At 68.6% G+C, this 20,413-nt stretch carries 19 protein-coding genes; 6 read left to right on the top strand and 13 right to left on the bottom strand.

Going from position 1 to position 20,413, the window contains the following annotated elements:
* Nucleotides 1–374 precede the first annotated feature (374 nt).
* Together EL340_RS08250 and EL340_RS08255 are read left to right on the top strand one after the other, a co-directional pair.
* Entirely contained in the window at nucleotides 375–611 is a 237-nt protein-coding gene (locus tag EL340_RS08250; protein WP_232023303.1) for a hypothetical protein, read from the top strand.
* Between the two features lie 12 nt (nucleotides 612–623).
* Complete coding sequence (locus EL340_RS08255) at nucleotides 624–1,085, top strand: hypothetical protein (protein ID WP_232022940.1); 462 nt, start codon at nucleotides 624–626, stop codon at nucleotides 1,083–1,085.
* On the opposite strand, the gene EL340_RS08260 is transcribed toward EL340_RS08255, so the two are convergent.
* The gene (locus EL340_RS08260; RefSeq protein WP_232022928.1) at nucleotides 1,067–2,029 is read right to left on the bottom strand and encodes an IS630 family transposase; all 963 of its coding nucleotides are present in this window, start codon (nucleotides 2,027–2,029) and stop codon (nucleotides 1,067–1,069) included. The two genes, EL340_RS08255 and EL340_RS08260, sit on opposite strands and share 19 nt — an antisense overlap.
* Nucleotides 2,030–2,310: 281 nt before the next feature.
* Between EL340_RS08260 and EL340_RS08265 the strand changes: the two genes are divergently transcribed.
* From EL340_RS08265 to EL340_RS08275, 3 genes are all read left to right on the top strand, one after another.
* On the top strand, nucleotides 2,311–2,448 hold the full coding sequence (locus tag EL340_RS08265) for a hypothetical protein (protein ID WP_197722284.1): 138 nt from the start codon (nucleotides 2,311–2,313) through the stop codon (nucleotides 2,446–2,448).
* A 437-nt stretch (nucleotides 2,449–2,885) separates the two neighbouring features.
* Nucleotides 2,886–3,134 carry an NTP pyrophosphohydrolase gene (locus tag EL340_RS15815; RefSeq protein ID WP_197722285.1) on the top strand — a complete coding sequence of 83 codons (249 nt, stop codon included), beginning with the start codon at nucleotides 2,886–2,888 and terminating at the stop codon, nucleotides 3,132–3,134.
* Between the two features lie 147 nt (nucleotides 3,135–3,281).
* Entirely contained in the window at nucleotides 3,282–3,680 is a 399-nt protein-coding gene (locus EL340_RS08275) for a hypothetical protein (RefSeq protein WP_232022942.1), read from the top strand.
* Between the two features lie 156 nt (nucleotides 3,681–3,836).
* Here the strand turns inward: EL340_RS08275 and EL340_RS08280 are convergent, their stop codons facing one another.
* The 6 genes from EL340_RS08280 to EL340_RS08305 form a co-directional block, all read right to left on the bottom strand.
* Nucleotides 3,837–5,576, bottom strand: a complete 1,740-nt coding sequence (locus EL340_RS08280; protein ID WP_126414209.1) for a dipeptide ABC transporter ATP-binding protein — start codon at nucleotides 5,574–5,576, stop codon at nucleotides 3,837–3,839.
* Complete coding sequence (locus EL340_RS15425; protein WP_126414210.1) at nucleotides 5,573–6,502, bottom strand: ABC transporter permease; 930 nt, start codon at nucleotides 6,500–6,502, stop codon at nucleotides 5,573–5,575. Before EL340_RS15425 ends, EL340_RS08280 begins: the two co-directional genes overlap by 4 nt.
* Nucleotides 6,499–7,494 carry an ABC transporter permease gene (locus EL340_RS08290; protein WP_126414211.1) on the bottom strand — a complete coding sequence of 332 codons (996 nt, stop codon included), beginning with the start codon at nucleotides 7,492–7,494 and terminating at the stop codon, nucleotides 6,499–6,501. Before EL340_RS08290 ends, EL340_RS15425 begins: the two co-directional genes overlap by 4 nt.
* 169 nt (nucleotides 7,495–7,663) lie before the next feature.
* A complete protein-coding gene (locus tag EL340_RS08295; RefSeq protein ID WP_126414212.1) occupies nucleotides 7,664–9,430 on the bottom strand; it encodes an ABC transporter substrate-binding protein in 1,767 nt (588 codons plus the stop codon).
* Nucleotides 9,431–9,585: 155 nt separating this feature from the next.
* On the bottom strand, nucleotides 9,586–10,422 hold the full coding sequence (locus EL340_RS08300) for a class I SAM-dependent methyltransferase (RefSeq protein ID WP_126414213.1): 837 nt from the start codon (nucleotides 10,420–10,422) through the stop codon (nucleotides 9,586–9,588).
* A 110-nt stretch (nucleotides 10,423–10,532) separates the two neighbouring features.
* Nucleotides 10,533–11,282 (bottom strand): transposase family protein, encoded by a 750-nt coding sequence (locus EL340_RS08305; RefSeq protein ID WP_197722279.1) that lies wholly within the window; start codon nucleotides 11,280–11,282, stop codon nucleotides 10,533–10,535.
* Between the two features lie 248 nt (nucleotides 11,283–11,530).
* On the opposite strand from EL340_RS08305, the gene EL340_RS08310 reads away from it, so the two are divergent.
* Nucleotides 11,531–12,379, top strand: a complete 849-nt coding sequence (locus EL340_RS08310) for a VOC family protein (protein ID WP_126414214.1) — start codon at nucleotides 11,531–11,533, stop codon at nucleotides 12,377–12,379.
* Nucleotides 12,380–12,756: 377 nt separating this feature from the next.
* Here EL340_RS08310 and EL340_RS08315 read toward each other — a convergent pair whose 3' ends face one another.
* The 6 genes from EL340_RS08315 to EL340_RS08335 form a co-directional block, all read right to left on the bottom strand.
* The gene (locus tag EL340_RS08315) at nucleotides 12,757–14,184 is read right to left on the bottom strand and encodes a citrate synthase (RefSeq protein WP_126414215.1); all 1,428 of its coding nucleotides are present in this window, start codon (nucleotides 14,182–14,184) and stop codon (nucleotides 12,757–12,759) included.
* A 275-nt stretch (nucleotides 14,185–14,459) separates the two neighbouring features.
* On the bottom strand, nucleotides 14,460–15,290 hold the full coding sequence (locus EL340_RS08320) for a carboxylesterase family protein (protein WP_232022943.1): 831 nt from the start codon (nucleotides 15,288–15,290) through the stop codon (nucleotides 14,460–14,462).
* Nucleotides 15,274–15,420, bottom strand: a complete 147-nt coding sequence (locus tag EL340_RS15430) for a hypothetical protein (RefSeq protein WP_232022944.1) — start codon at nucleotides 15,418–15,420, stop codon at nucleotides 15,274–15,276. The genes EL340_RS08320 and EL340_RS15430 overlap by 17 nt, the downstream gene beginning before the upstream one ends.
* A 153-nt stretch (nucleotides 15,421–15,573) precedes the next feature.
* Entirely contained in the window at nucleotides 15,574–16,782 is a 1,209-nt protein-coding gene (dapC, locus tag EL340_RS08325; RefSeq protein WP_126414217.1) for a succinyldiaminopimelate transaminase, read from the bottom strand.
* Between the two features lie 63 nt (nucleotides 16,783–16,845).
* On the bottom strand, nucleotides 16,846–17,196 hold the full coding sequence (gene fdxA, locus EL340_RS08330; protein ID WP_126414218.1) for a ferredoxin: 351 nt from the start codon (nucleotides 17,194–17,196) through the stop codon (nucleotides 16,846–16,848).
* Between the two features lie 463 nt (nucleotides 17,197–17,659).
* Entirely contained in the window at nucleotides 17,660–20,398 is a 2,739-nt protein-coding gene (locus EL340_RS08335; protein WP_126414219.1) for a VanW family protein, read from the bottom strand.
* Between the last annotated feature and the right edge of the window lie 15 nt (nucleotides 20,399–20,413).

Below are 20,413 nucleotides of genomic sequence, written 5' to 3' on the forward strand. Positions count from 1 at the left end.
TCCACCGGCGTAAGGTGACTCGTTCTGGCTTTCGCCTCTGATGCTCCTCTTGGAGCGTCAGAGGTGTTTGAGTCCAAGAGCTGGGTTGCTGGTGGTCTGGCGACTTTGGCGACGGCTGCTGACACGGCCTCGGCGGTGATGGATCCTCTGGGTGAGGCGCTGTCGGCTGGGGTGGCGTGGGTCATTGAGCACCTGGGCAGTCTCAACGAGTGGCTCAATGAGCTCACCGGTGACAGTGACGCGGTGGCTGCGGCGGCTTCGACATGGTCGAATATCGGTACCAAGCTGGGGTCGTGCGCGGATGACCTGGATACGGTGTGCACGGGGCAGGTACCCAGTTCCATGGGCCGCCTGAGAGGATCAACGTGGTGGCGATGCTCAAGGAGGTCAACCAGAACTTCCCCGACAGCGGTTTTGAGTCCTACTTGCAGCTGGAGCAGCAGATCGCCAAGGACCCGGGGAACTACAATGGCTTCGCCGTAGACTTCAACTACCGCGACCCGGTCGGGCCGGAGCTGACCAAGACCGAGCAAGTACCCACTGATTTCAAAGCGACGTGGACGGACGCGTCTGGAGTCGATCAGAATCAGCCGTTCGTGAACCATCACTAGGAGGTAGTGTCTGTGAGTGTTGAGAACCTGAGTGCCCAGGAGGCTTTTGACCGGTTCGAGGGGATGCTGCGGGAGTGGCTGCGTGACAGTGGTGGGACCCGGGTCGACATCGAGTACAACGCCATCCACAGAACCGGGCACATCATCAACTGGCTGACGATTGACGGCCAGCGTAAGTCCGTACGCTTTCCCGCTAAACTGGGTTTTTCTATGGATGCCCTTCGTCCGGCTCAGGTGGATCCTGTTCGGGGTGCGTGGTTGTACTCGCACTTGTGGATGGAGGCTGCTGATGGGGTGCTGCATCAGGAGTCGGACTGGATGCGTGAACCTATGTGGATGGGTGAGCCGGTGTCTGAGCAGGGTGCTGCGGTGGAGCTGAGGATTCACCCCCGGGATCCGGAGTTCATTCCGGAGTGGATGGCGACTAAGGCTGCTGTAGTGGAGTTTAAACGAGATTATTTTGTGAGTCGGTAGGGGAACTTGTTTGCCTGGATGAAGGTCTCGAATGCTTGTCGGGTTTGGGGGAATGTGGCTCTTTGGTGGTTGCTGATACTGTCCTTTGCTTCTTTCCAGACGTGCTCGATGGGGTTCTCGTCGGGGCTGTAGGCGGGTAGGTTGATCAGGTGGATCCTCTCGAGGTTCTTGATGGTCTTGAGGCTGTTTGTGAGCTTTGCTGAACGGTGCCAGGAGGCGTTGTCCCACACGATGACGATCTTCTTCTTGTCGGGGTGCTTCACGGTCAGGTCGATCAGGGCCTGGGTGATGGTGCCGGTGTCCTGCCAGTCGAGGGTCATCAAGTCGACGGTGCCGTCGGTCTCGTGCAGGAAGCCGATGTAGGACTGGGCCTGGCGGCGGCGGTCGACCTCCAGGCGGGCGGCGTCCCCCCGGCGGATCCACGCCCTGCGCACGATCGCCTCGTGCTCGATACGCACCTCGTCGGCGCACACCACCATCACCTCGGGATCGGACCACTTGCGGACGATCTCGGAACGGATCTGGCTCATGCGCTGGTCAACGTCCGCCTGGGGCGGGCGGCGCTGGTCAACGGTCTGGGGGCGGTGGAAGGACAGGCCCGCCATGTGCAGCAGGAACCGGTAGGAGGCGGCAGAGGCGTACTCCACCTCGAAGTGGTCGTAGACCCAGGCCGCCAGATGGGGCACGTCCCAGAACCCGATGGGCAGGCCCTGCTCCGACGGGGGCCGGGACAGTACCCCGGCCACCTCCTGGCGCTGGGTGGCGGTGAGCCTGGAGGCGTTGAGGTTGCCGGCGTGACCGGTGTGGATTGAGGCCAGGCGGTACCGGTTCCACTCCCGAGCCCAGCTGCGCACCGTCTCGGGCGTGCGCTCGACGACCTGGGCCACGACCGCGGTATCCACACCCTTGGACAGCAGCACGACCGCCTCGGACTTCAAACGCATCAACCTGTAAGGCGCCTGGTGCTTATAGCCCTGCAAAACAGTCCACTCATCATCACTAACCACGACCCTGTCCATCCCAGCATGATATTCCGCCCTCGACCCGAGAGCTCACACGAAACGCCGACAACACAAGAGACGACAACAAAAGAAGCCAGCACCAGCAGCCAAGCACCCCACGAGAAAGCGACACCCCCACATCGGACGCCCCACGAATACCCGATCACCAACCCAACAACAAAACCAGCAACACGAATCTTGTTTTAATCACACTATACCTGACCATGATGGAGTTCAACAAGCTCGACACCGCCGATATACGGGAGAAGGACGGCCCCAAGCCGGACGGCGTCCCCCATGCCGTCATCGACTACTCCAAAGGGAGACCAATATCAGGAAACGCCCGCCGCGACGACCTTTGAGCAGTGAGCGGACCGGGGCGGCACGTCGAGGTCTCTCAACTGGACTGTGTAGCAGCTCCCATCATCGGGGACCTTTGACCTTCACCCACCGCAACGACGCCCCCACCACCCCCACCAAACAGGTCAATAGGCCCTGCTTACTACACTCTCAAACACGAAGAGCCAGTAAAGAGAGTTGAGAAACAACAGTGAGACGCTTTGCCTATGAAACAAACGGTAAGAATGGCCGAGTTGAAACTTTTTTTCTACCTCAGACACCGCAAGAGTTCGCAAATCGAGTAACTCGGCGTATGTCTACCTCAAGATTCATGGACGGCGTGAAGCATTTTTCCATGTTGGTGTGGGCGTTGCCTGAGGGGGTGTGGCATGTTGATGATGTTCCTCGTTCGTCTCCGGCGCGGGCGACGTATATTCAGTGTGGCGGGTCGACGGAGGCGATGACGGTTGAGATCCGCGTGACCCATGAGGACAACTCCTACGAGCAGTACGCGGTGGCCCGTGAGCCTGTGGCTGACCCTGAGGCATGGACGACGGTGTCCTGGGACAACGGTGGTGCTGAGCCCTTCACGATCCAGGTCCACCCCGAGGAGGTCTTCACCGGCGAGCAGGCCGTACCAGTGTTCCGGGCCTACATCGAGGACGGCACCCTGCCACCGGCCGACCTGCTGCGCCGACTCGACATCTGAGTCCCTGACGACACCACTGCATCGAGTACAGGAGCGCCGTGGAACATCGTCGGCGCCCGCACCGAGGCCCAGCTGGGTTTTCGCCTCCCGGAGTCCTACCGCAGCTTCCTCCTAACCGCCGACGGATGGCCCTGCTTCTACCAGGACATGACGATCTTCTCCACCAGCGACCTGCTCGGCGGAGACCTGCACAAAGCGGGCCAAATCCAGCTGGACCTGCCCGAGTGCGTGGCGGCCATGGCCTCCGGCGGCGTCATCGCCGCCGACCACTTCACCATCGTCGCCTCACTGGAGTCGATTGACATCGCCCTCATGGGCAGGCCCGGCACCCCAGCAGAGGGAACCGTCTCCTGGGTGTCCGGAGAGGTCGTTGAGCGTTATGACGACTTCCTGGACTACTACCTGTCCATGATGGAGCTCAACAAGGTCAACACCGCCCGCATCCGAAAGAGATTCGGCCCCAAGCCCGACGGTGTCCCCCACGTCGCCATCGACCGCCCCGGTAGCCCACCGGCGCTCGAGGAAGCCCGCCGCGACGACCAATAGGGCAAGAGGCCCGTAGTCGCCTCAGCCGGACTGTGTCAGTCCGGCATGACTCACTCGAATTTGTTGAACTTGCTTGGTGAACTCGGCGCTGCACGCCAACCAGTAGGGCATCCGGCCACCTGCTGCCACGGCGGCCTGATCCGGCCGTTTCCCGCCTCAGTCGCGGGAGACGGCCGGTCTTCTCCGAGTTAGGGGCGCGCTGACGAGCAGGCGGGTGTAGGAGTGGGCGGGGTGCTCCATGAGCTCGGCCGTGGGGCCTGACTCCACGATCCGTCCCGCGTGGAGGACCGCTGTCGTGTCGGCGAGGTAGCGTGCCGAGGCCAGGTCGTGGGTGATGAGCAGGATCGACAGGCCCCGCTCCTGGCGCAGGCGTCGCAGCAGGTCGAGGATTCCGGCGCGCAGCGGGGCGTCCAGCATCGAGGTGGGCTCGTCGGCGATCAGCACCTCGGGGTTGCGGGCCAGGGCCCGGGCGATGGCCACGCGCTGACGCTGCCCGCCGGAGAGCTCGTGGGGGCGCGCCCCCAGGAGGTCGGGACTCAAGCCGACGGCCTCCAGGAGCCCGGCCGCCGTCTCAGCCCGGCCGTCCCGGTCTGCCCGGCCGACGGCGCTCCCACCGGCTCCCGGTGCGCTCCGGTGGAGGGCGAGGGCCCGCCCCAGGGCGTGTCCAACGGTCCGGGCCGGGTTGAGGGAGGCGAAGGGGTCCTGGAAGACCATCTGCACCCGGCTGCGGTAGCCGCTGGAGGCGCGGCGCGGCTCCTCGGCCAGGACATCGCGCCCCTCCAGGAGGAGGCGCCCCGCGGTGGGAGTCTCCAGGCGCGCGATGATGCGGGCGAGCGTCGACTTGCCCGATCCGGTCCGCCCCACCAGTGCGAGGATCTCACCGCGGTGCAGGGTCAGGTCGACGCCGGCCAGGGCCGGGACGGTGCGCCGCGAGAGCAGCCCGCCGACGGGGAACTCCTTGCGCAGGCCCCGCACCTCCAGGACCGGTGCCTCCGGAACCGGTGGCCGGGCCCCGGCTCCGGAGCGCGTCGGCAGGTCCGCCACGAGCGCCTGGGTGGCCGGGTGGGTAGGCGCGCTGAGGATGCTGGCGGCCGGCCCCTGCTCCACGAGGCAGCCCGCCTCCATGACGCCGATGCGGTCGCACACCCCGGCCAGGAGCGACAGGTCGTGGGTGATGAGCAGGACGGAGAAGCCCAGGCCCTCCCTGAGCGTGAGCACCAGCTCCATGATCTCGCGCTGGACGACGACGTCCAGGGCCGTGGTCGGCTCATCCAGGATGAGCAGGCGGGGCCCCAGGGCCAGGGCCATGGCGATGACCACGCGCTGGCGCTGCCCGCCGGAGAGCTGGTGGGGGTAGGCGCGCAGGCGGTCGGCCGGGATGCCGACGGACCCCAGGAGCTCGGCGGCGCGCTCACGGGCGGCACTGCGCGCCAGGCCCTCGTGGGTGGTCAGGACGTCGACGATCTGCTCGCCGACGGTGATGACGGGGTTGAGGGCGTTCATGGCGGACTGGGGAACGATGGCGACCTGGCGCCAGCGGAAGCGGCGCAGCTCTTCGGGGTCCAGGGCCAGGACGTCTCGTCCGCCGACCGTGACGCGGCCTCCGGTGATGCGCGCCGCCGGCCCCAGCATGCGCATGATCGCGCCCGCGACCGTCGTCTTGCCGCAGCCGGAGGGCCCGGCCAGGCCCATCACCTCTCCGCGCTCGACGGTGAGACTGAACCGGTCGGCGCCCACGACGCTCCGGCCCGCTCCGGCTCGCTCGCCGGCGTCGTACTCGACGCTCAGGTCCTCGATGCGCAGCACCGGCCCCGAACCTCCGTGCTCCTCACGGGGCTGGCCGTCCCGGCCAGCGGGACCGCCCGGGGCGGCCCAACGAGATGCGGGACGCCTCATGTCAGGACCTCCCCGGGCCGGCGCAGGCGGGGGTTGGTGGCCTCGTCAACGCCGGCGTTGATGAGGGCCAGGGCGTAGGCGACCAGCGCGATGCTCAGGCCCGAGGGCACGAAGGTCCACCAGCGCCCGGTCATGAGGGCGCCGTCGGTGGCCGCCCAGTAGAGGTTGGTGCCCCAGGACACGGAGCCGGAGAGGCCCAGCCCCAGGAACTCGAGGCCGGCCTGGGCACCGATGGCGGCGTTGACGCAGCCCAGCAGCGTGGACATGACCACCGAGGCCATGTTGGGCAGCATCTCCCCCACCATGATCCCCACCGGCCCCTCCCCGGTGACGACGGCGGCCTCCACGAAGTCCGTGCCGCGCAGGCTCATGGCCTGGGCGCGCAGGACACGGGCGGCTCCGGCCCAGCCGGTGACGACGAGGACGATGAGGATGCTGACCCACCCCGAAGGCATGTAGGCCGCCAGCACGACGAGCAGCGGCAGCCCCGGCAGCAGGAGGAAGACGTTGGTCACCACGGACAGCAGGCCGTCGACCACCCGCCCCAGGTAGGCCGAGGCCAGCCCGACAACGAGGGCCACGAGGGTCGCCGCCGCGCCGGCCCCCAGGCCCACGGCCAGGGAGGATCGGGCACCCCACAGGGTCATGGCGAGCACGTCCTGCCCCTTGGGCGTCACACCGAGCCAGTGGGCGGGGCTCGGCGCGGCGGCCGGTGCGCCCGTGATGCGGGTCGGGTCGCCGGGGCTGAGAACAGGGGCCAGGAGGGCGCCGACGACGAACAGGACCAGGATCGTCGCTCCGGCCCGGGCCCGGTGGGAGCGGGCCAGGGAGGCGAGCAGACCCGGCCGGGGGCTGCCGGAGCGTCGGACCCGCTGCCGTGCGCGTCGTCGGATGTCCTGCTGGCTGTCCTGCTCGACCGGTCTCATGACGCCCCCTGCCCGCCGGTGCGCACCCGGGGGTCGAGACGGACGTAGACGAGGTCCACCAGGAGGTTCGCGGCCAGCACGGCGGTGGTGATGGTCAGGAAGATGCCCTGCATGAGCGGGTAGTCCAGGGCGCTCACGGCGCTGAAGAGCTGGTAGCCGATACCGGGGTAGGCGAAGACGACCTCGGTGAGCATCGAGCCGCCCACGATGAAGCCGAGCGACATGCCGACGCCGGTCACCGTGGGCAGCATGGCGTTGCGGGCGGCGTAGCGCAGCATGATCCGCGAGCGCGAGAGCCCCTTGGCCTCGGCCAGGAGGATGTAGTCCTGGGAGGCTGTGGCGATCATCGTGTTGCGCATCCCCAGCGCCCAGCCGCCCAGAGAGACCGCGACGATGGTCAGGGCCGGCAGCGCGAGGTGCTGGGCGACGTCGGCCAGGAAGGCCGGGCTGGACCAGTCCACGACGGTCCCGGCGGTGTAGGCGTGACGCAGCGGGAACCAGCCCAGCCCCGCCCCCAGGACGTAGAGGGCGCCCATGGCCAGCCAGAAGTAGGGGAAGGATCCGAGGAAGACCAGCAGCGGCACCAGGACCGAGTCGGCCACTCCCCCGCGCCGCCAGGCCGCCAGGATCCCCAGCAGGCTGCCGGCGCCGGCCGCGATGACCAGGGCGAGGCCGCCGAGCAGGACGGTCCAGCCGATCTGGCTGCCGATGACCTCGCTGACGGGGGCCGGGAATCGGGAGATGGACACGCCCAGGTCCCCGGTCAGGACGGACCTGAGGTACCTGAGGTACTGCTGCCACAGGGGGGCGTCGTCGAGCCCGAACAGCCGGCGCAGCTGGAGGGCCTGGGTGTCGGTGAGGCGGGCGCTGGAGCGGGCGAACATGCGTGAGACGGGGTCGCCGGGCATGAGTCGGGGCAGGAGGAAGTTGAGGGTGATGGAGGCCCAGAAGGCCAGGAGGTAGTAGCCCAGGCGCTTGAGGATGTAGGCCACCGGCGCGTTCCTCCTTCCCGGTCCTGTTCCCGGTTCTTGGGTGTCGAGGTCCGGCGGACGCGGTGGGGCGCCCGCCGGGGACAGTGTCCCCGTTCTGCCTGAGTGCTCGGTAGTCGCGCGTGGCCCGCCCGCATCGAGGCGCTCGGGGCGGATGCCCTGAGGCGGCGGCTCAGGCGCGGGGCCTGAGGGAGTTGAGGACCAGGACGGTGGTGGCGGCGCGGGTGCTCAGCGAGGCGTAGGGGTTGTCCTGGTCGGGCCAGCCGGTGAAGTGCTCGTCGGTGTAGGCGCCCCAGACCGGTCCGGGGAACAGGGGGATGACGGGCAGCTGGTCGGCGTAGCGCTGCTGGATCTGGTGGCAGATCGCGATCTGCCGGGTCTGGTCGGTGGTGGCGGCGAACCGGCCCAGGAGCTCGGTGGCTTGCTCGTCGCCGAAGCGGTGGTAGTTCTCCAGGGCGTGGGTGCCGATGGGCTTGACCTTCTGGGTGCTCATGGCCGACTCGTAGTAGGTGTACGGGGTGGCGCCCAGCGAGGACCAGCACACGGCGGTCTCGAAGGTGCCGGTCTCCAGGGCGGCCGTGACCTCGTTCCAGTCCGGTGAGTCGATGGTGGCGCTGATGCCGACGTCGGCGAGGTTCTGGACGATGATCTGGGCGACGCTCAGCCAGTCCGACGACGTCGAGCCCACCTGGATCGTCAGGGCCAGCGGCTTGCCGTCCAGGCCCAGGCGCTTGGAGCCGGACCCGAGGGTGTAGCCGGCGGCGTCGAGGGCGGTGGCGGCGGCGGCCTTGTCGTAGGTGCACAGGTCCAGGGCGGCCACGGCCGGGTCCTTCCAGGCCTGGAAGCTCTCGCTCAGGCCGGTGGGGTCGGCGGGCTGGGCGTAGCCCGACATGCCGGTGGCGCAGATGGTCCTGCGGTCGATGGCCCGGCTGAGGGCCTTGCGGAAGGCGGGGTCGTTGTAGGGGGCCCTGGTGGTGTTGAGGGTCCACTGGATGGTGGAGTCGGCGCCGGGGAACCAGTAGTGGCGGTGGCGGGGGTCCTTGTCGACGTAGGCGGTCTGGATGTCGGCCATGTACTGGGGCGCCCAGTCGACGTCGCCGCTGACGGCGGCCAGGTTGGCGCTGTCGTTGCCGGCGAAGGCCAGCATGCGGATGCCGGGGACCGAGGTAGGGCTCGCAGTGGCGCTCGGTGTGGGACTCGGTGAGGCGCTCGGGGCGGGAGCGCCGGCGTCGTCGGCGTCGTCGTCCTGGCGGCTGTTGCCCCAGTAGGTGGGGTTGGGCATGAGGTCGAAGGACTGGGCCTGGAAGCCGGTGACCCGGGTGAAGGGGCCGGTGGCGACGGGGTCGGGGTTGGGGAACTTGGCGGGCTCGGAGATGGTGGACCACACGTGGTCGGGGGCGATGAGCTGGCTGCCGAGCTCCTGCAGGGCGATGGAGTAGGGGCGAGTGAAGGTGAGGGTCGCGGCGGTCGAGCTGGTGGCGGTGACGGTGTCGAGGTAGTCGTAGCCGCCGGTGACGGCGCGGTGGACGGCGAAGGTGGTGACGACGTCCTTGGCGACCAGCGGCCTGCCGTCGGACCAGGTGACGCCGGGGCGCAGGTGGAAGGTGAGGGAGGTGGCGTCGTCGGCCATCGCCCAGGACTCGGCGAGCCAGGGGGTGATCTCGCCGTTGAGGGGGTTGACGATGAGGAGGGGCTCGTAGACGGCCTGCCCGGTCATGGGGGCGCTGTTGGTGGTGAAGGGGTTGAAGTTGCGGGTGAAGGTGCCCATGTCCTCGCGCGGGACGGTCAGCAGGCGCGGGCCGTCAGAGCTCTTGGAGCAGCCGGAGACGGCCAGGAGGGCGGCGAGGGCCCCGGCGGCGCCGCCGGCCAGGGCCTGACGGCGGGAGGGTCCGGTCCTGCGCGGTGAGACCGGTGAGACCGGTGAGATCTCAGCGGGCACGGCTGGTCCTTTCGTCCATGGAGCTCAGACTTCCAGGGCGAGGTTATCGCGCAGCGGGCTCATTCACCCTGATAACGGTGCTGCGGCCGCCGGACCTCGGGACGTCCACGAGGCGGGACCGGGCCGGGCCGCCGGAGCTCTCGGGAGGGGCGCGCTCAGGACTCGGGCTTGTGGGCCACCAGGGCGATGCCGACCATGTCCTTCTCGTAGCGCTTGAAGGTGGCGGCCATCTCCTGGACGCGCTGGCGCAGCTCCTTGTCGGCGGCGACGTTGCGGGCGATCCGCAGGAAGCCGCCCAGGCCCTCGTCGTGGATGTTGCGTCCGACCTTGAGCAGGGCCATGGGGGCGGTGTCGACCCAGTCGACGACGAGCCCGGCCTCCTCCATGAGCTGTCTCCAGGCGGCAGCGGTCATGGGGCGGGCGTTGACGTGAATGGAGCGGGCCAGGTCGCGGCGCAGCTCGGTGTAGTGCTCCTCGTCGATGTCGTCGGGGGTGACGCCGAGCTCGTGGATGGCGTAGCGGCCGCCGGGGCGCAGGACGCGGGCGGCCTCGGCGACGATGGCGGCCTTGCCCTTGTCCCCCTGCATGGTGAGCATGGCCTCGCCGACGACGACGTCGGCACTGGCCCCGTCCAGGCCGGTGTCAGCGGCCTCTCCCTGGCGGACGGTGCCGAGGTCGCCGACGACGGCGGCCACGCGCCGGGCGGCGTCGGGGTCGCGGTCGATGGCCGTGTAGAAGGCGGGGTGGGCCTTGATGATCTCGGCGGCGGTGCGTCCCAGGCCCGGGGCGAGCTCGACGACGTCGGATCCGGCCAGGGCGGCGTGGCTGAGCATGGCGGCGGACAGGGCGGCGCCGCCGGGCCGCAGGACGCGCTTGCCGGCCCGGGCCAGGACCCAGTGGCCGGGAGCGGAGGCGATGGGCCGGTCGGCGTAGGGCAGCGGCAAGTCGGTCGAGGCGGCGGAGTCTGCGGAGTCAGCGGGCTTGTCACTCATGAGGTCACCCTAACCAGGCCGGATCCACCTGGGTAGGCCGATGAGCCGGCGAATGCCCAGGGGGACGGCGCGCGGGCACTATAGGGGCGGTGAGTAGTGATGAAGGTTATTCAGGGGTTGGTGTAGGCGTAGAGGGCTAGGGTGGCTGTGATAGTTTCTTTGAAGGTGTGCAGGGGGCGCCTGTAGTCGTGGGCCAGGATCTTCCAGGATTTGATGTGCGCGATGGTTCTCTCCACGACATACCGGATTTCATTTAGGGATTTGTTGGCCTGCTTCTGGGCCTTGGTGAGCTCACTGTTGGGAGGTTTCTTGTAGGGGGTGAGAACCCCGGTTCCGATGTAGCCTTTATCGGCGATGCAGCAGGAGGGGTCGATCTCCTCCAAGAGACCGGAGGTGGTGATGGCCTTGGTGTCGTGGGTGGCCCCCGGTAGCGGGTCTGAGGCCCACCGCAGGCGCCCGGCGGGGCTGACCAGCACTTGCAGGCTCAGGCCGGTGCGCTTGTGCTTGCCCGACCACAGGTCCGTCCGATCCTTCCAGCTCCAGCACGGCAGGAGCGTACCGTCGATGATGTGCACGCCCCCATGGGGGACCTCCTCGACGGTCGCCAGCACAGGCCCCAAGACCCTGGCGATGATCCGGGTGACCACCGAGATCGCCCGCGAGATCGTCGGCTGTGACACCCCCATGATCTCGGCGATCGCCTCCTGGGAGGTGTTGGTGCGCAAATACATCAACGTCGCCCGCACCGCGGCCAGTGGGCCAAGAATTCTTGGCGCCAAGGAGATCTCAGTATCACCCAGCACCATTTCCACCAGGCAGCTCAACTGCGTTCTGTCCAGGCCTGTGATACCCTTACCCATGACGGCTCGTTCCTGAGAGGTTTCATGTAGCAATCTGATTCTCTCAGACCAACGAGCCGTCACCCATTCAACACACCGAACCCCTAAACCCCCATACACGCCCCTGAATAACCTTCGATGAGTCGCCCCTTCGCTCAGGGAAGTCCATGCTACTAATACCGTCGGCCACTATGACCGCTCTGTCACGCCACAGGTCAGATCCCTCGGACTGCTGGATCGCCGGCTTTCGTTGGCGCTACGGTGACCGGATGGATCAACTCATCACCCCCGCCGTCTGGTGCGACGGCACCGCCGCCGAGGCCGCCCAGTTCTACGCGGACGTCTTCCGCGAGGCCCACGTCGTCGAGCAGGCACCCGGGCTCGCGGCCACGGTCAGTATCCACGGTTTCCGGCTCTCGCTCATCGACGGCGGCGACCAGTACGCCCCGAACCCGTCGATCAGCTGCATCCTGAACTTCGACCCGTTGCTGTTCGGCGGCGAGGACCAGGCCCGGACCTACCTCGATGAGCTCTACGAGCAGCTCTCCGCCGGCGGGGTGCTCATGGAGCTGGGCGAGTACCCCTTCTCGCCGCGCTACGCCTGGGTCCGCGACCGCTTCGGCATGACCTGGCAGCTCATGCTCACCGACCCGGCCGGTGAGCCGCGCCCCTTCGTCATTCCGTCCTTCATGTTCGGCGGCACCAACCACGCCAACGCCGAGGAGGCTACAAACGCCTGGATCGACCTGTTCGACGACGCCCGTCGCGGGGCCCTGTACCGCTACGAGGAGGGCGGGCCGATGGAGGCGGGAACGGTCATGTTCACCGACTTCACGCTGCGCGGCACCTGGATGGCCGCCATGGACGCCGGTGCCTTCCACGACTTCACCTTCACGCCCGGGGTCTCCATGATCGTCTCCTGCCGCGACCAGGAGGAGATCGACCGCTACTGGGCGGGGCTGTCGGCCGTGCCCGAGGCCGAGCGCTGCGGCTGGTGCGTCGACCGCTGGGGCGTCTCCTGGCAGGTCGTCCCCCACAACATCGCCGAGCTCATGACCGACGCCGCCACGCGCGAGAAGATCCTGCAGATGGGCAAGGTCGACCTGACCAGGCTGTAGGCCCCAGATCCCACCACGACAGCCTTCAAGAGTGCCGCAACTCTCCACGAGAGCCTTCAGAAGTGCCGTTGTCTTCGTGGAGCCCACCGATACTGCACGAGACTGGGGTGCTACTGGCCAGGACATGGGGGGACTCCACGTGATCCGGAGGCACATGCAGTGCGGTTAAACCCCGGCCAGTACCACCCGGACCTCGTGGAGTGGGCGCCCGGAAGCGACCGGCGACGCCGTAGCCCCGGTCCCCTGCGACAGGCCGGCTACAGACCACCGGGTCTACGACGTCGACCACCACGGCAGGAGCCCACAAGGAACGCGAGGGCCTGTCCGGCATCCCAACGATGTCCGAATCGGCCATGAGGGCCCTGAGGACCTGAGCCTCAGACCCTGGTGACGCGGTCGAGGCTGGGGACGCCGGCGCGGGTGGCCGGGTACTGGCCGTCGTCGTGCTTGCGCCGGTGCATGGCCACGTAGTGGCGCTCGGTGGAGCCGTCGTAGACCTGGCGAGGCCGCCCGATCCGCTTGGCGGGGTCAGCGATCATCTCGCGGTACTGGGCGATCCAGCCCGGCAGGCGCCCGAGCGCGAACAGGGGCGTGAACATCTTCGTGGGAAATCCCATCGCCTGGTAGATGAGCCCGGTGTAGAAGTCGACGTTCGGGTAGAGGCTGCGGGAGACGAAGTACTCGTCGCGCAGCGCCGTCTCCTCCAGCTCCATGGCGATCTCGAGCTTGCGGTCGCCGTCGTCGGAGCCCAGGCGGGTCAGGACGTCGTGGGCGGTCTCCTTGACGATCGCGGCGCGCGGGTCGTAGTTCTTGTAGACCCGGTGGCCGAAGCCCATGAGCCGGACACCGTCCTCCTTGTCCTTGACCTTGCGGACGAACTCGGCCGTGCTCATCCCCGAGCTCTGGATGGTGTCCAGCATCCGCAGGACCGCCTCGTTCGCCCCGCCGTGCAGCGGGCCGGACAGGGCCCCCACGCCCGCGGCCACGGAGGCGTACATGTTGGCGTCGGCCGAGCCCACGAGGCGCACGGTGGAGGTCGAGCAGTTCTGCTCGTGGTCGGCATGCAGGATGAGGAGCATGTCCAGGGCCCGCACCACGGCCGGGTCGATGTCGTAGGACTGGTAGGGCATGCCGAAGGTCAGGCGGATGAAGTCCTCGACGTAAGAGCGCTGCGGGTCCGGGTAGAGCAGCGGCAGCCCGATGGCGCGCCGGGCGATGTAGCTGATCATCGTGGGCATCTTGGCCAGCAGCAGCACCGTAGCGAGCTCGCGCTCGTAGGGGTCGTGCGGGTTGAGGGTGTCCTCGTAGTAGGTGGCCAGGCCCGCGATCCCCGCCTGCAGGATCGCCATCGGGTGGCCCGAGGAGGGGAAGGAGGTGAAGAAGCTGCGGAAGTCCTCGTGCAGGAGGCGGTGGCGCGAGATGCGCCGCTGCATGCGCTCGAAGGACTCGCGGTCGGGCAGCTCGCCGTTGATGAGGAGGTAGGCGACCTCCAGGAAGGTCGAGGACTTGGCCAGCTCCTCGATCGGGTAGCCGCGGTAGCGCAGGATGCCGGCGGCGCCGTCGATGTAGGTGATCTGCGAGGTGCACGACGCCGTGTTGGTGAAGCCCGGGTCGAGCGTCACCACGCCGGTGGAGCCCAGCAGCTTGGACACGCCCAAACCGTCGGCGCCGTCAGTCGCCCGGGTGCGCGGCAGCTCAAGGTTCTTGTCATCAACGCTCAGCAGTCCGGGGCCGTCGACGGCGCCGGACCGCGTCGGCTCCGGCTGCTCGACTGAGGCCGCGGCAGGGGTGGGGGTGCTCGTCATCATGTCTCCTGGGGGCTCGGGGCCGCGCGCATCGCGACGGCGAGGCCAGGGCCCACGGGGGTGTCCGGCGGACCCAGCGCACACTGTACGGGGTATGCTGTCACGACGTCGTCTCATTGGAGCGTCTCAGTGACTCCGCGTCCCGGCCCACCGGCCTCTCGCGGCCGCTTGATAAAGTTATCAAGCCCAATGTCGAGCGATAAACTTATCAACAGCCTCGCAACCGACGCCGAATAACGGCCTCGATGCCCCAGGAGACCAGCGCTTAGCGGCTACTACTTCCTCTGGTCCAGGAGCCAGGTGCGCATCCCGGTCAGCTTGTAGGCGGGCTCGAAGGAGGCAATGTGCTCCATCCTGGCGGTGGGGTTGGCCTCCATGACGGTGCCGGCCTTGAAGACCGAGAAGTTGCGCGCCTTGCCCTGGCTGAACAGGGCCTTCGTCTGCTCGTCGAGCTCGGAGGCCGACGCCGTGGCGTCCCACTCCTGCGGCGCGACCGCGAAGTCGACGCCGGCGGAGGTCAGCATCTCCTTGACGGCCTGCTGCCCGGCGAAGGCCCGGTCATCACCGCCGGCGACCTGGTAGACCCAGGTGGCCGAACCCAGCCCAGTCAGCTGAGTGGGGTCCCACTGGCCGTCGACGAACATGCAGGCCGAGAACATCGTCGGGTCCTGGGCCGCCATCACCATGTGCATCATGCAGCCCATGGACTGACCGGTCCCGTACACGCGGCTGGAGTCGATGGCGTACTGCTGCTGGAGCCAGGGAACGAACCGGCGGGTGACGTCCATCCAGTCGGTCGTCGTGTATCCGTCGTGGTCATCGAGGACGACCTCCGGGTAGCACGGGACCACGACCACGCACTTGTGGAGGTCCTGGGTGACCCGGTGCGCCCAGATGAGCGCCCCGTACTGGCTCAGCGGTGCGGTCACCTCGCCACCCACCAAGGAGGCGTCGGCGATGAAGTGCACGAGCGGGTAGCTTCCCGAGGCGTCGTACCCCTCCGGCAGGAAGATGTTGAACGGCAAGGACTTCCCGGTCTCCGAGTCGCTGTAGGAGGACTGGGTGAAGGAGGACGCCAGAGGCTTGAGCTCATCGATCGTCGGCACCGGGCCCGAGGTGCTCGCACTGGAGGAGGCGTTCGCCCCGTTCGACCCGTTCGACGCCGTCGAGCCTCCCGCTGATGAGGATGGTGCGGCGGAGGACGTGGTTGTCGCGGAGGCTGCCTTCGATGAGCACGCACCGAGTGCAAGACCTGCACCCGCAACGGTTCCGGCGGACAGGAGTGCACGGCGAGACGTTCTCATGAATGAACTCATGTTGAGGAACCTGTCCTATGAACTTAAGAGCAGGTTGAACGCAGACTATGAGGACCCTATGGTCGCGGGTGGCTCAGCCGGCGAAGAGGGCGGTAGCCTCGGCCGAGCGCAGGCGCTGCGCGGCGGCCTCCACGCGCTCGTCGGTGTCGGTCAGGCTCATGCGCACCCGACCGGCCCCGGCCTCGCCGTAGAAGTCACCGGGGGCCACGACGATGCCGAGCTCGGCGAAGGCTCCCACCAGGTCGTAGGCGCTCATCGAGTCCGGCCCTTTGAGCCACAGGTACAGGCCGGCCACGGAGGCCGGGTCGTTGACGAGCCCGGCGGCGGCCGTGGCCTCCACGAGCACCTCGCGGCGCTCCCGGTAGACCTCCTTCTGCACCTCCATGTGCGCCTCGTCGCCGAGGGCCGCCACGAGTGCGGCCTGGACCGGCGTCGGCATGAGCATCCCGGTGTGCTTGCGCACCTCGGTGACCGCACCCACGAGGGCGGCGTCACCGGCGAGGAAGGCCGCGCGGTAGCCGGCGAGGTTGGACTGCTTGGACAGGGAGTACAGGGCGAGCAGACCGCCCCGGCCCGATGCTCCCCCGACCCGGGGGTCCAGGAGGCTGGGGATCGGCTCGGCGTCCCACGGCGAGTCCCAGGCGAGCTCGGCGTAGCACTCGTCGGAGATGACGACGGCGCCGCGGCCCCTGGCCCAGGTGACGATCCGGGCCATCTGCTCGGCGCTCAGGACGTGGCCGTCGGGGTTGCCGGGGCTGTTGAGCCAGACGACGGCGACGCGCGCGTCGTCGGCGATGTCCCAGGTGTCGGGGTCGGCGTCGGTGTCCACGGGGACGGGGGTGGCGCCCACGAGGCGGGCACCGACGTCGTAGGTGGGGTAGGCGGCCCGTGGGTGCAGGACGAGGTCGCCGGGGGCCACACCCAGGTGCAGCGGCAGGAGGGCCACGGACTCCTTGGAGCCGATCGTGGGGATGACCTCCTCGTCGCCCAGACCGGCCACGCCTCGGCGGCGCTCCATCCACTCGATGATGGCGGCGCGCACCACGGGGGCGCCGACCGTCGCCGGGTAGCCGGGGGCGTTGGCGGCCGCGGACAGGGCGGTCCGGGCGATCTCGGGGGTGGGGTCGACGGGCGTACCCACCGCGAGGTCGACGACGCCGTCGGGGTGCTCGGCGGCGCGCTGCCGGTAGGGGCGCAGCGAGTCCCAGGGGAAGTCGGGCAGGGCGAGGCGGCGGGGCAGGTGGGGGCTGGGGAAGGTCTCGGGTGTCGCGCTGGTGCTCACGGCACCGATTCTTCCTCACACGCCGGGTGCGCCTCCACCCCCGAGCGGCCCCGCGCCGTCGGCTCAGTAGCCGTTGGCCTCTTTCCACTCGTCGTTCTGCGGAGGCAGGGCGGCGATCATGGGGTCGTCGTAGTCCTGGGCGCCGGTCCGCTGGGCGCCGCCGGGCGAGCCCAGGCCCTTGAGCTCGAAGAAGTCGATGTTGGCGCGGGTGTAGTCCTCCCACTCCTCCGGAACATCGTCCTCGTAGAAGATCGCCTCGGTGGGGCACACGGGCTCGCAGGCCCCGCAGTCGACGCACTCGTCGGCGTTGATGTAGAGGCTGCGTTCACCCTCGTAGATGCAGTCGACGGGACACTCGTCGACGCAAGCACGGTCCTTGACGTCAACGCAGGGCTGGGCAATGACGTACGTCATAGCAGCAGTGTCCTTTCTTCTCCGGGGAACCTCCCGCGCGGATGGCGGGGTCGGGGCAAGTATGGTCCTCCAGGGCCCATAGACCCAAGAGGCGGAAGAGTGGCCGTCAGCACGCGGAAAACTCGGGGTTGTCGCAGCACGATTACGTCACTGCCACGGCGCGAATGTCGTAGATAACACCGCTCTCAGGTACCGAGCCCACACCGTGGGGAGCACCCTGAGCAAGGCCCCGACGTGCGACCGGAATCCGAGGCGATGTTGACCGAAAAGTGTCCAGGAGGGACGACTTTGACATCCGACATCCCACGGACCGTTGACATCTGCGCAGGTCAGAGCGTTGCCGTCTCACGGAGGCGTCCGGAGACAGCGTCAAAGTCGTCCCATTTGGACAAAATCACCCTCAGCGTCACTCTCAACGTCTTGGCCTTCACCTCCACCGGGGCCGGAGGCACGAGCCTCCGCGTCAGGAGCAGACGATGTTGTTGTCCGCGGCGTACTGGGTGGTGAGCACGTCGTCGGGCAGGGCCTTGCCGTCGTGCTTGCGGGTGCGGGTGACGGTGATGTCGAAGCCGGGGTTGCCGCCCGAGTACGGCTCGCAGCCGGGACCCGACTTGCGCTCGGTGGTCACCGGACGGAAGTTGAAGCGTTCCGAGGAGGTGATGGACACGTCGTAGTACTTGGTGGACCACAGGCGCACATGGATCTGCTCGCCGTCCAACCAGGCCTGGACCAGCACCGAGCTGGAGGTCGAGTTCGTGAACTTCACGTCGAGCCTACCGGTCCACAGGGTCGCCTCACGCCCGGCCGGGTAGCGGTCGAAGTAGTACTGGTGGGCGTGGTGCTCAGTGTCATCCATACCGGCCTCGAAGCCGGCGTTGAAGACGGTGGTGGCGACCTGGCTCAGCCCACCGCCCAGGGAGTCGACGTGCTGGCCGTTGGAGATGACGCCGGCGTCGGCGAACCCGTGGTCGTAGTCGACCTCGCCGAGGGTCTGCTCCAGGGAGAAGACCTCGCCGGGCTTGACGACGGTGTTGTTGACGAGCTCGGCGCCGCGGGTGAGGTTCTGGGTGCGCGGCGCGTCCCCGCTGTTGTAGGGGGTGGCGAACTCGCCGACCGGCTCACTGATGCCCCACTCGTTCTGCGGCGTCGTCACCGTCGGCTCGGCGACGACCATCGGCAGGGCCACGGTCCTCCCGGCGACGTCGGTGGCGGAGGTGCCCGCCTTGAGCAGGCTCTCGGACAGGGCCGTGGTGTCGATGACCTTGCCCTGGGCGGAGGGGACGTACTGGGGGCGCGCGCCGGGCGCACCGGCGGCGGAGCCGTCGATCCTCCAGGTGGCGTTCTGGGCGGGGGTCTCGACCTGGCCGATCCTGGCGACGACGGCGTCGTGCAGGGCGGTGGGGTCGAAGGTGGCGCTCAGGGCACCTCCCTCGGAGGAGATCCGCAGCATGCCGGCGGTGTCGTGGGGGGAGAAGGCCGCGGCCGCTCCCCCCGCGCTCTGGCCCTGCGCACCGGCGCCCGCGCCGTCGACGGTCAGCCCGCTGGCGAGCAGCGGGGTGAGCGTGCCGTTCACGAAGGCCGTGGCCTCCTCGTCGGTGATGGCGGGGACCGCGGTGCCCTCGGGCATGGCGATGGTCTGCTCGCCCAGCGGCCAGGAGCCGGTGAGCTGCTTGACCGAGGCGTCGACGTCCAGGCCGACGCCGTTGCTCGCGGGCGTGGTCACCGGCTTGGTGCCCTCCAGGGTGACGGTCGCGGAGACCGCTCCGTTGGCCATCGTGTCGACCCGGTCCTCCAGGGCGCCGCGCAGGGTGGTGGCATCGACTCGGATGACGGCGTCGGTGCGCTGACCGCTCAGGCGGTGAGCCAGGGTGACGGGGTTGAGGGTGAAGCCGGTGAGCTGCTTGACCGAGGCGTCGGTGTCCACCGAGACGCCCGAGCCGGAGGGCACGAGCTCGGAGCTGCCCTGCCCCACCGTGAGGGTGACCGGCTGGGCGAGCTGGTCGCCCACGCCCTTGCTGATCCGGTCGCGTGCCTCCTTGGGGCTGAGGCCGGAGACGTCGACGCCGGAGACGCTGGTGCCCGAGGCGATGTGCTGGGTGGTCCACCAGGCGATGCCGCCCCAGGCCAGCAGGAGGGCCGCGGCTCCGGCGGCGCAGGCGGCGGGGACGAGGCGCCGACGACGCGAGGCGCTCGATCCTGCCGCTGCCTTGTCGGTCTTCGTCGCGGCCTTATCAGCCTTATCGGGCTTCTGAGACTTCTCAGCCTTGGCGGCGGGCTCGGGGAGGGCGGCCGGGAAGGCGGCCTCACCCGTGGGCTCGAGGTAGACCCCGGCGGGCTCGGCAGCATCGGCTACGACGGCGGCGTCCTGCTGGGGCTCGGACTGAGACTGCGCAGACGAAGGCGTTGCGGCTGCCGGGCTCTTCGGCGCGATCGACGGCGGCATCCCCTCGGACTGCGGGCTCCATGCGGCGCGCTCACCGGGCTCGGCGGCAGAGGGCGGAGCATCCGCACCGGTCGGGTCGTACGGCGAGAGCGCCTCGGCCGGGGTGGCGGCCTCGTCGACGACGTCCACCGACGCCGGCGTCGCCACCGGCTCAGCGGCTGAGGCCTCGTTCTGCGACGACGCCGACGCAGTCTCGGCCTCGGGCTCGGCGCCGTCGGCGGGCCGGCCCAGCGAGCCGGTCAGCCGAACGGTCGGCATCCTGTCGGGAGCCGTCCCACCGGAGTCTGCCGTCATCTGCGGCCCGGCCGGCTGCGTCACCGGCGTCTCAGCCGCGGGCTCACTCGGGGTCGCGTCCGGGTTCTCGTCCGCGTCCCGATCCGCCTCCTCCGTCGGCTCCCCCGCGGGGCTCTCGGCGACGCTTCGAGCCCCCTCGGCAGTCGGCTGCGCGCCCCGGGTCTCGTCGTCGGACTCCTCGGCCTGCCCGCCCTCAGAGTCATCGGAGTCGTCGGAGTCATCGGAGTCCCCGGACTCATCATCGAGGTTGACGGTCGGGGTGTCGTCGGAGCTCCTGGTCTCAGCAGGAGGGGCCGCGGCATCGGCCCGCTCGTCGGTCTGCTCCTCAGCTTGTTCCACGGTCGGCTGCGCGGTCGGCTCCGCGCCGGTCGGATGTGCCGGCTTGACGGGCTCGGCGGATTCCACGACCTCGGGAGAGGCGGCGGAAGCGACAGACTTCTCCCCGCGGTTGACGGACTGGCTCATGGGTGGTGGTTCCTC

It is taken from the genome of Actinomyces viscosus (genome assembly GCF_900637975.1).
Classification (GTDB): Bacteria; Actinomycetota; Actinomycetes; order Actinomycetales; family Actinomycetaceae; genus Actinomyces; species Actinomyces viscosus.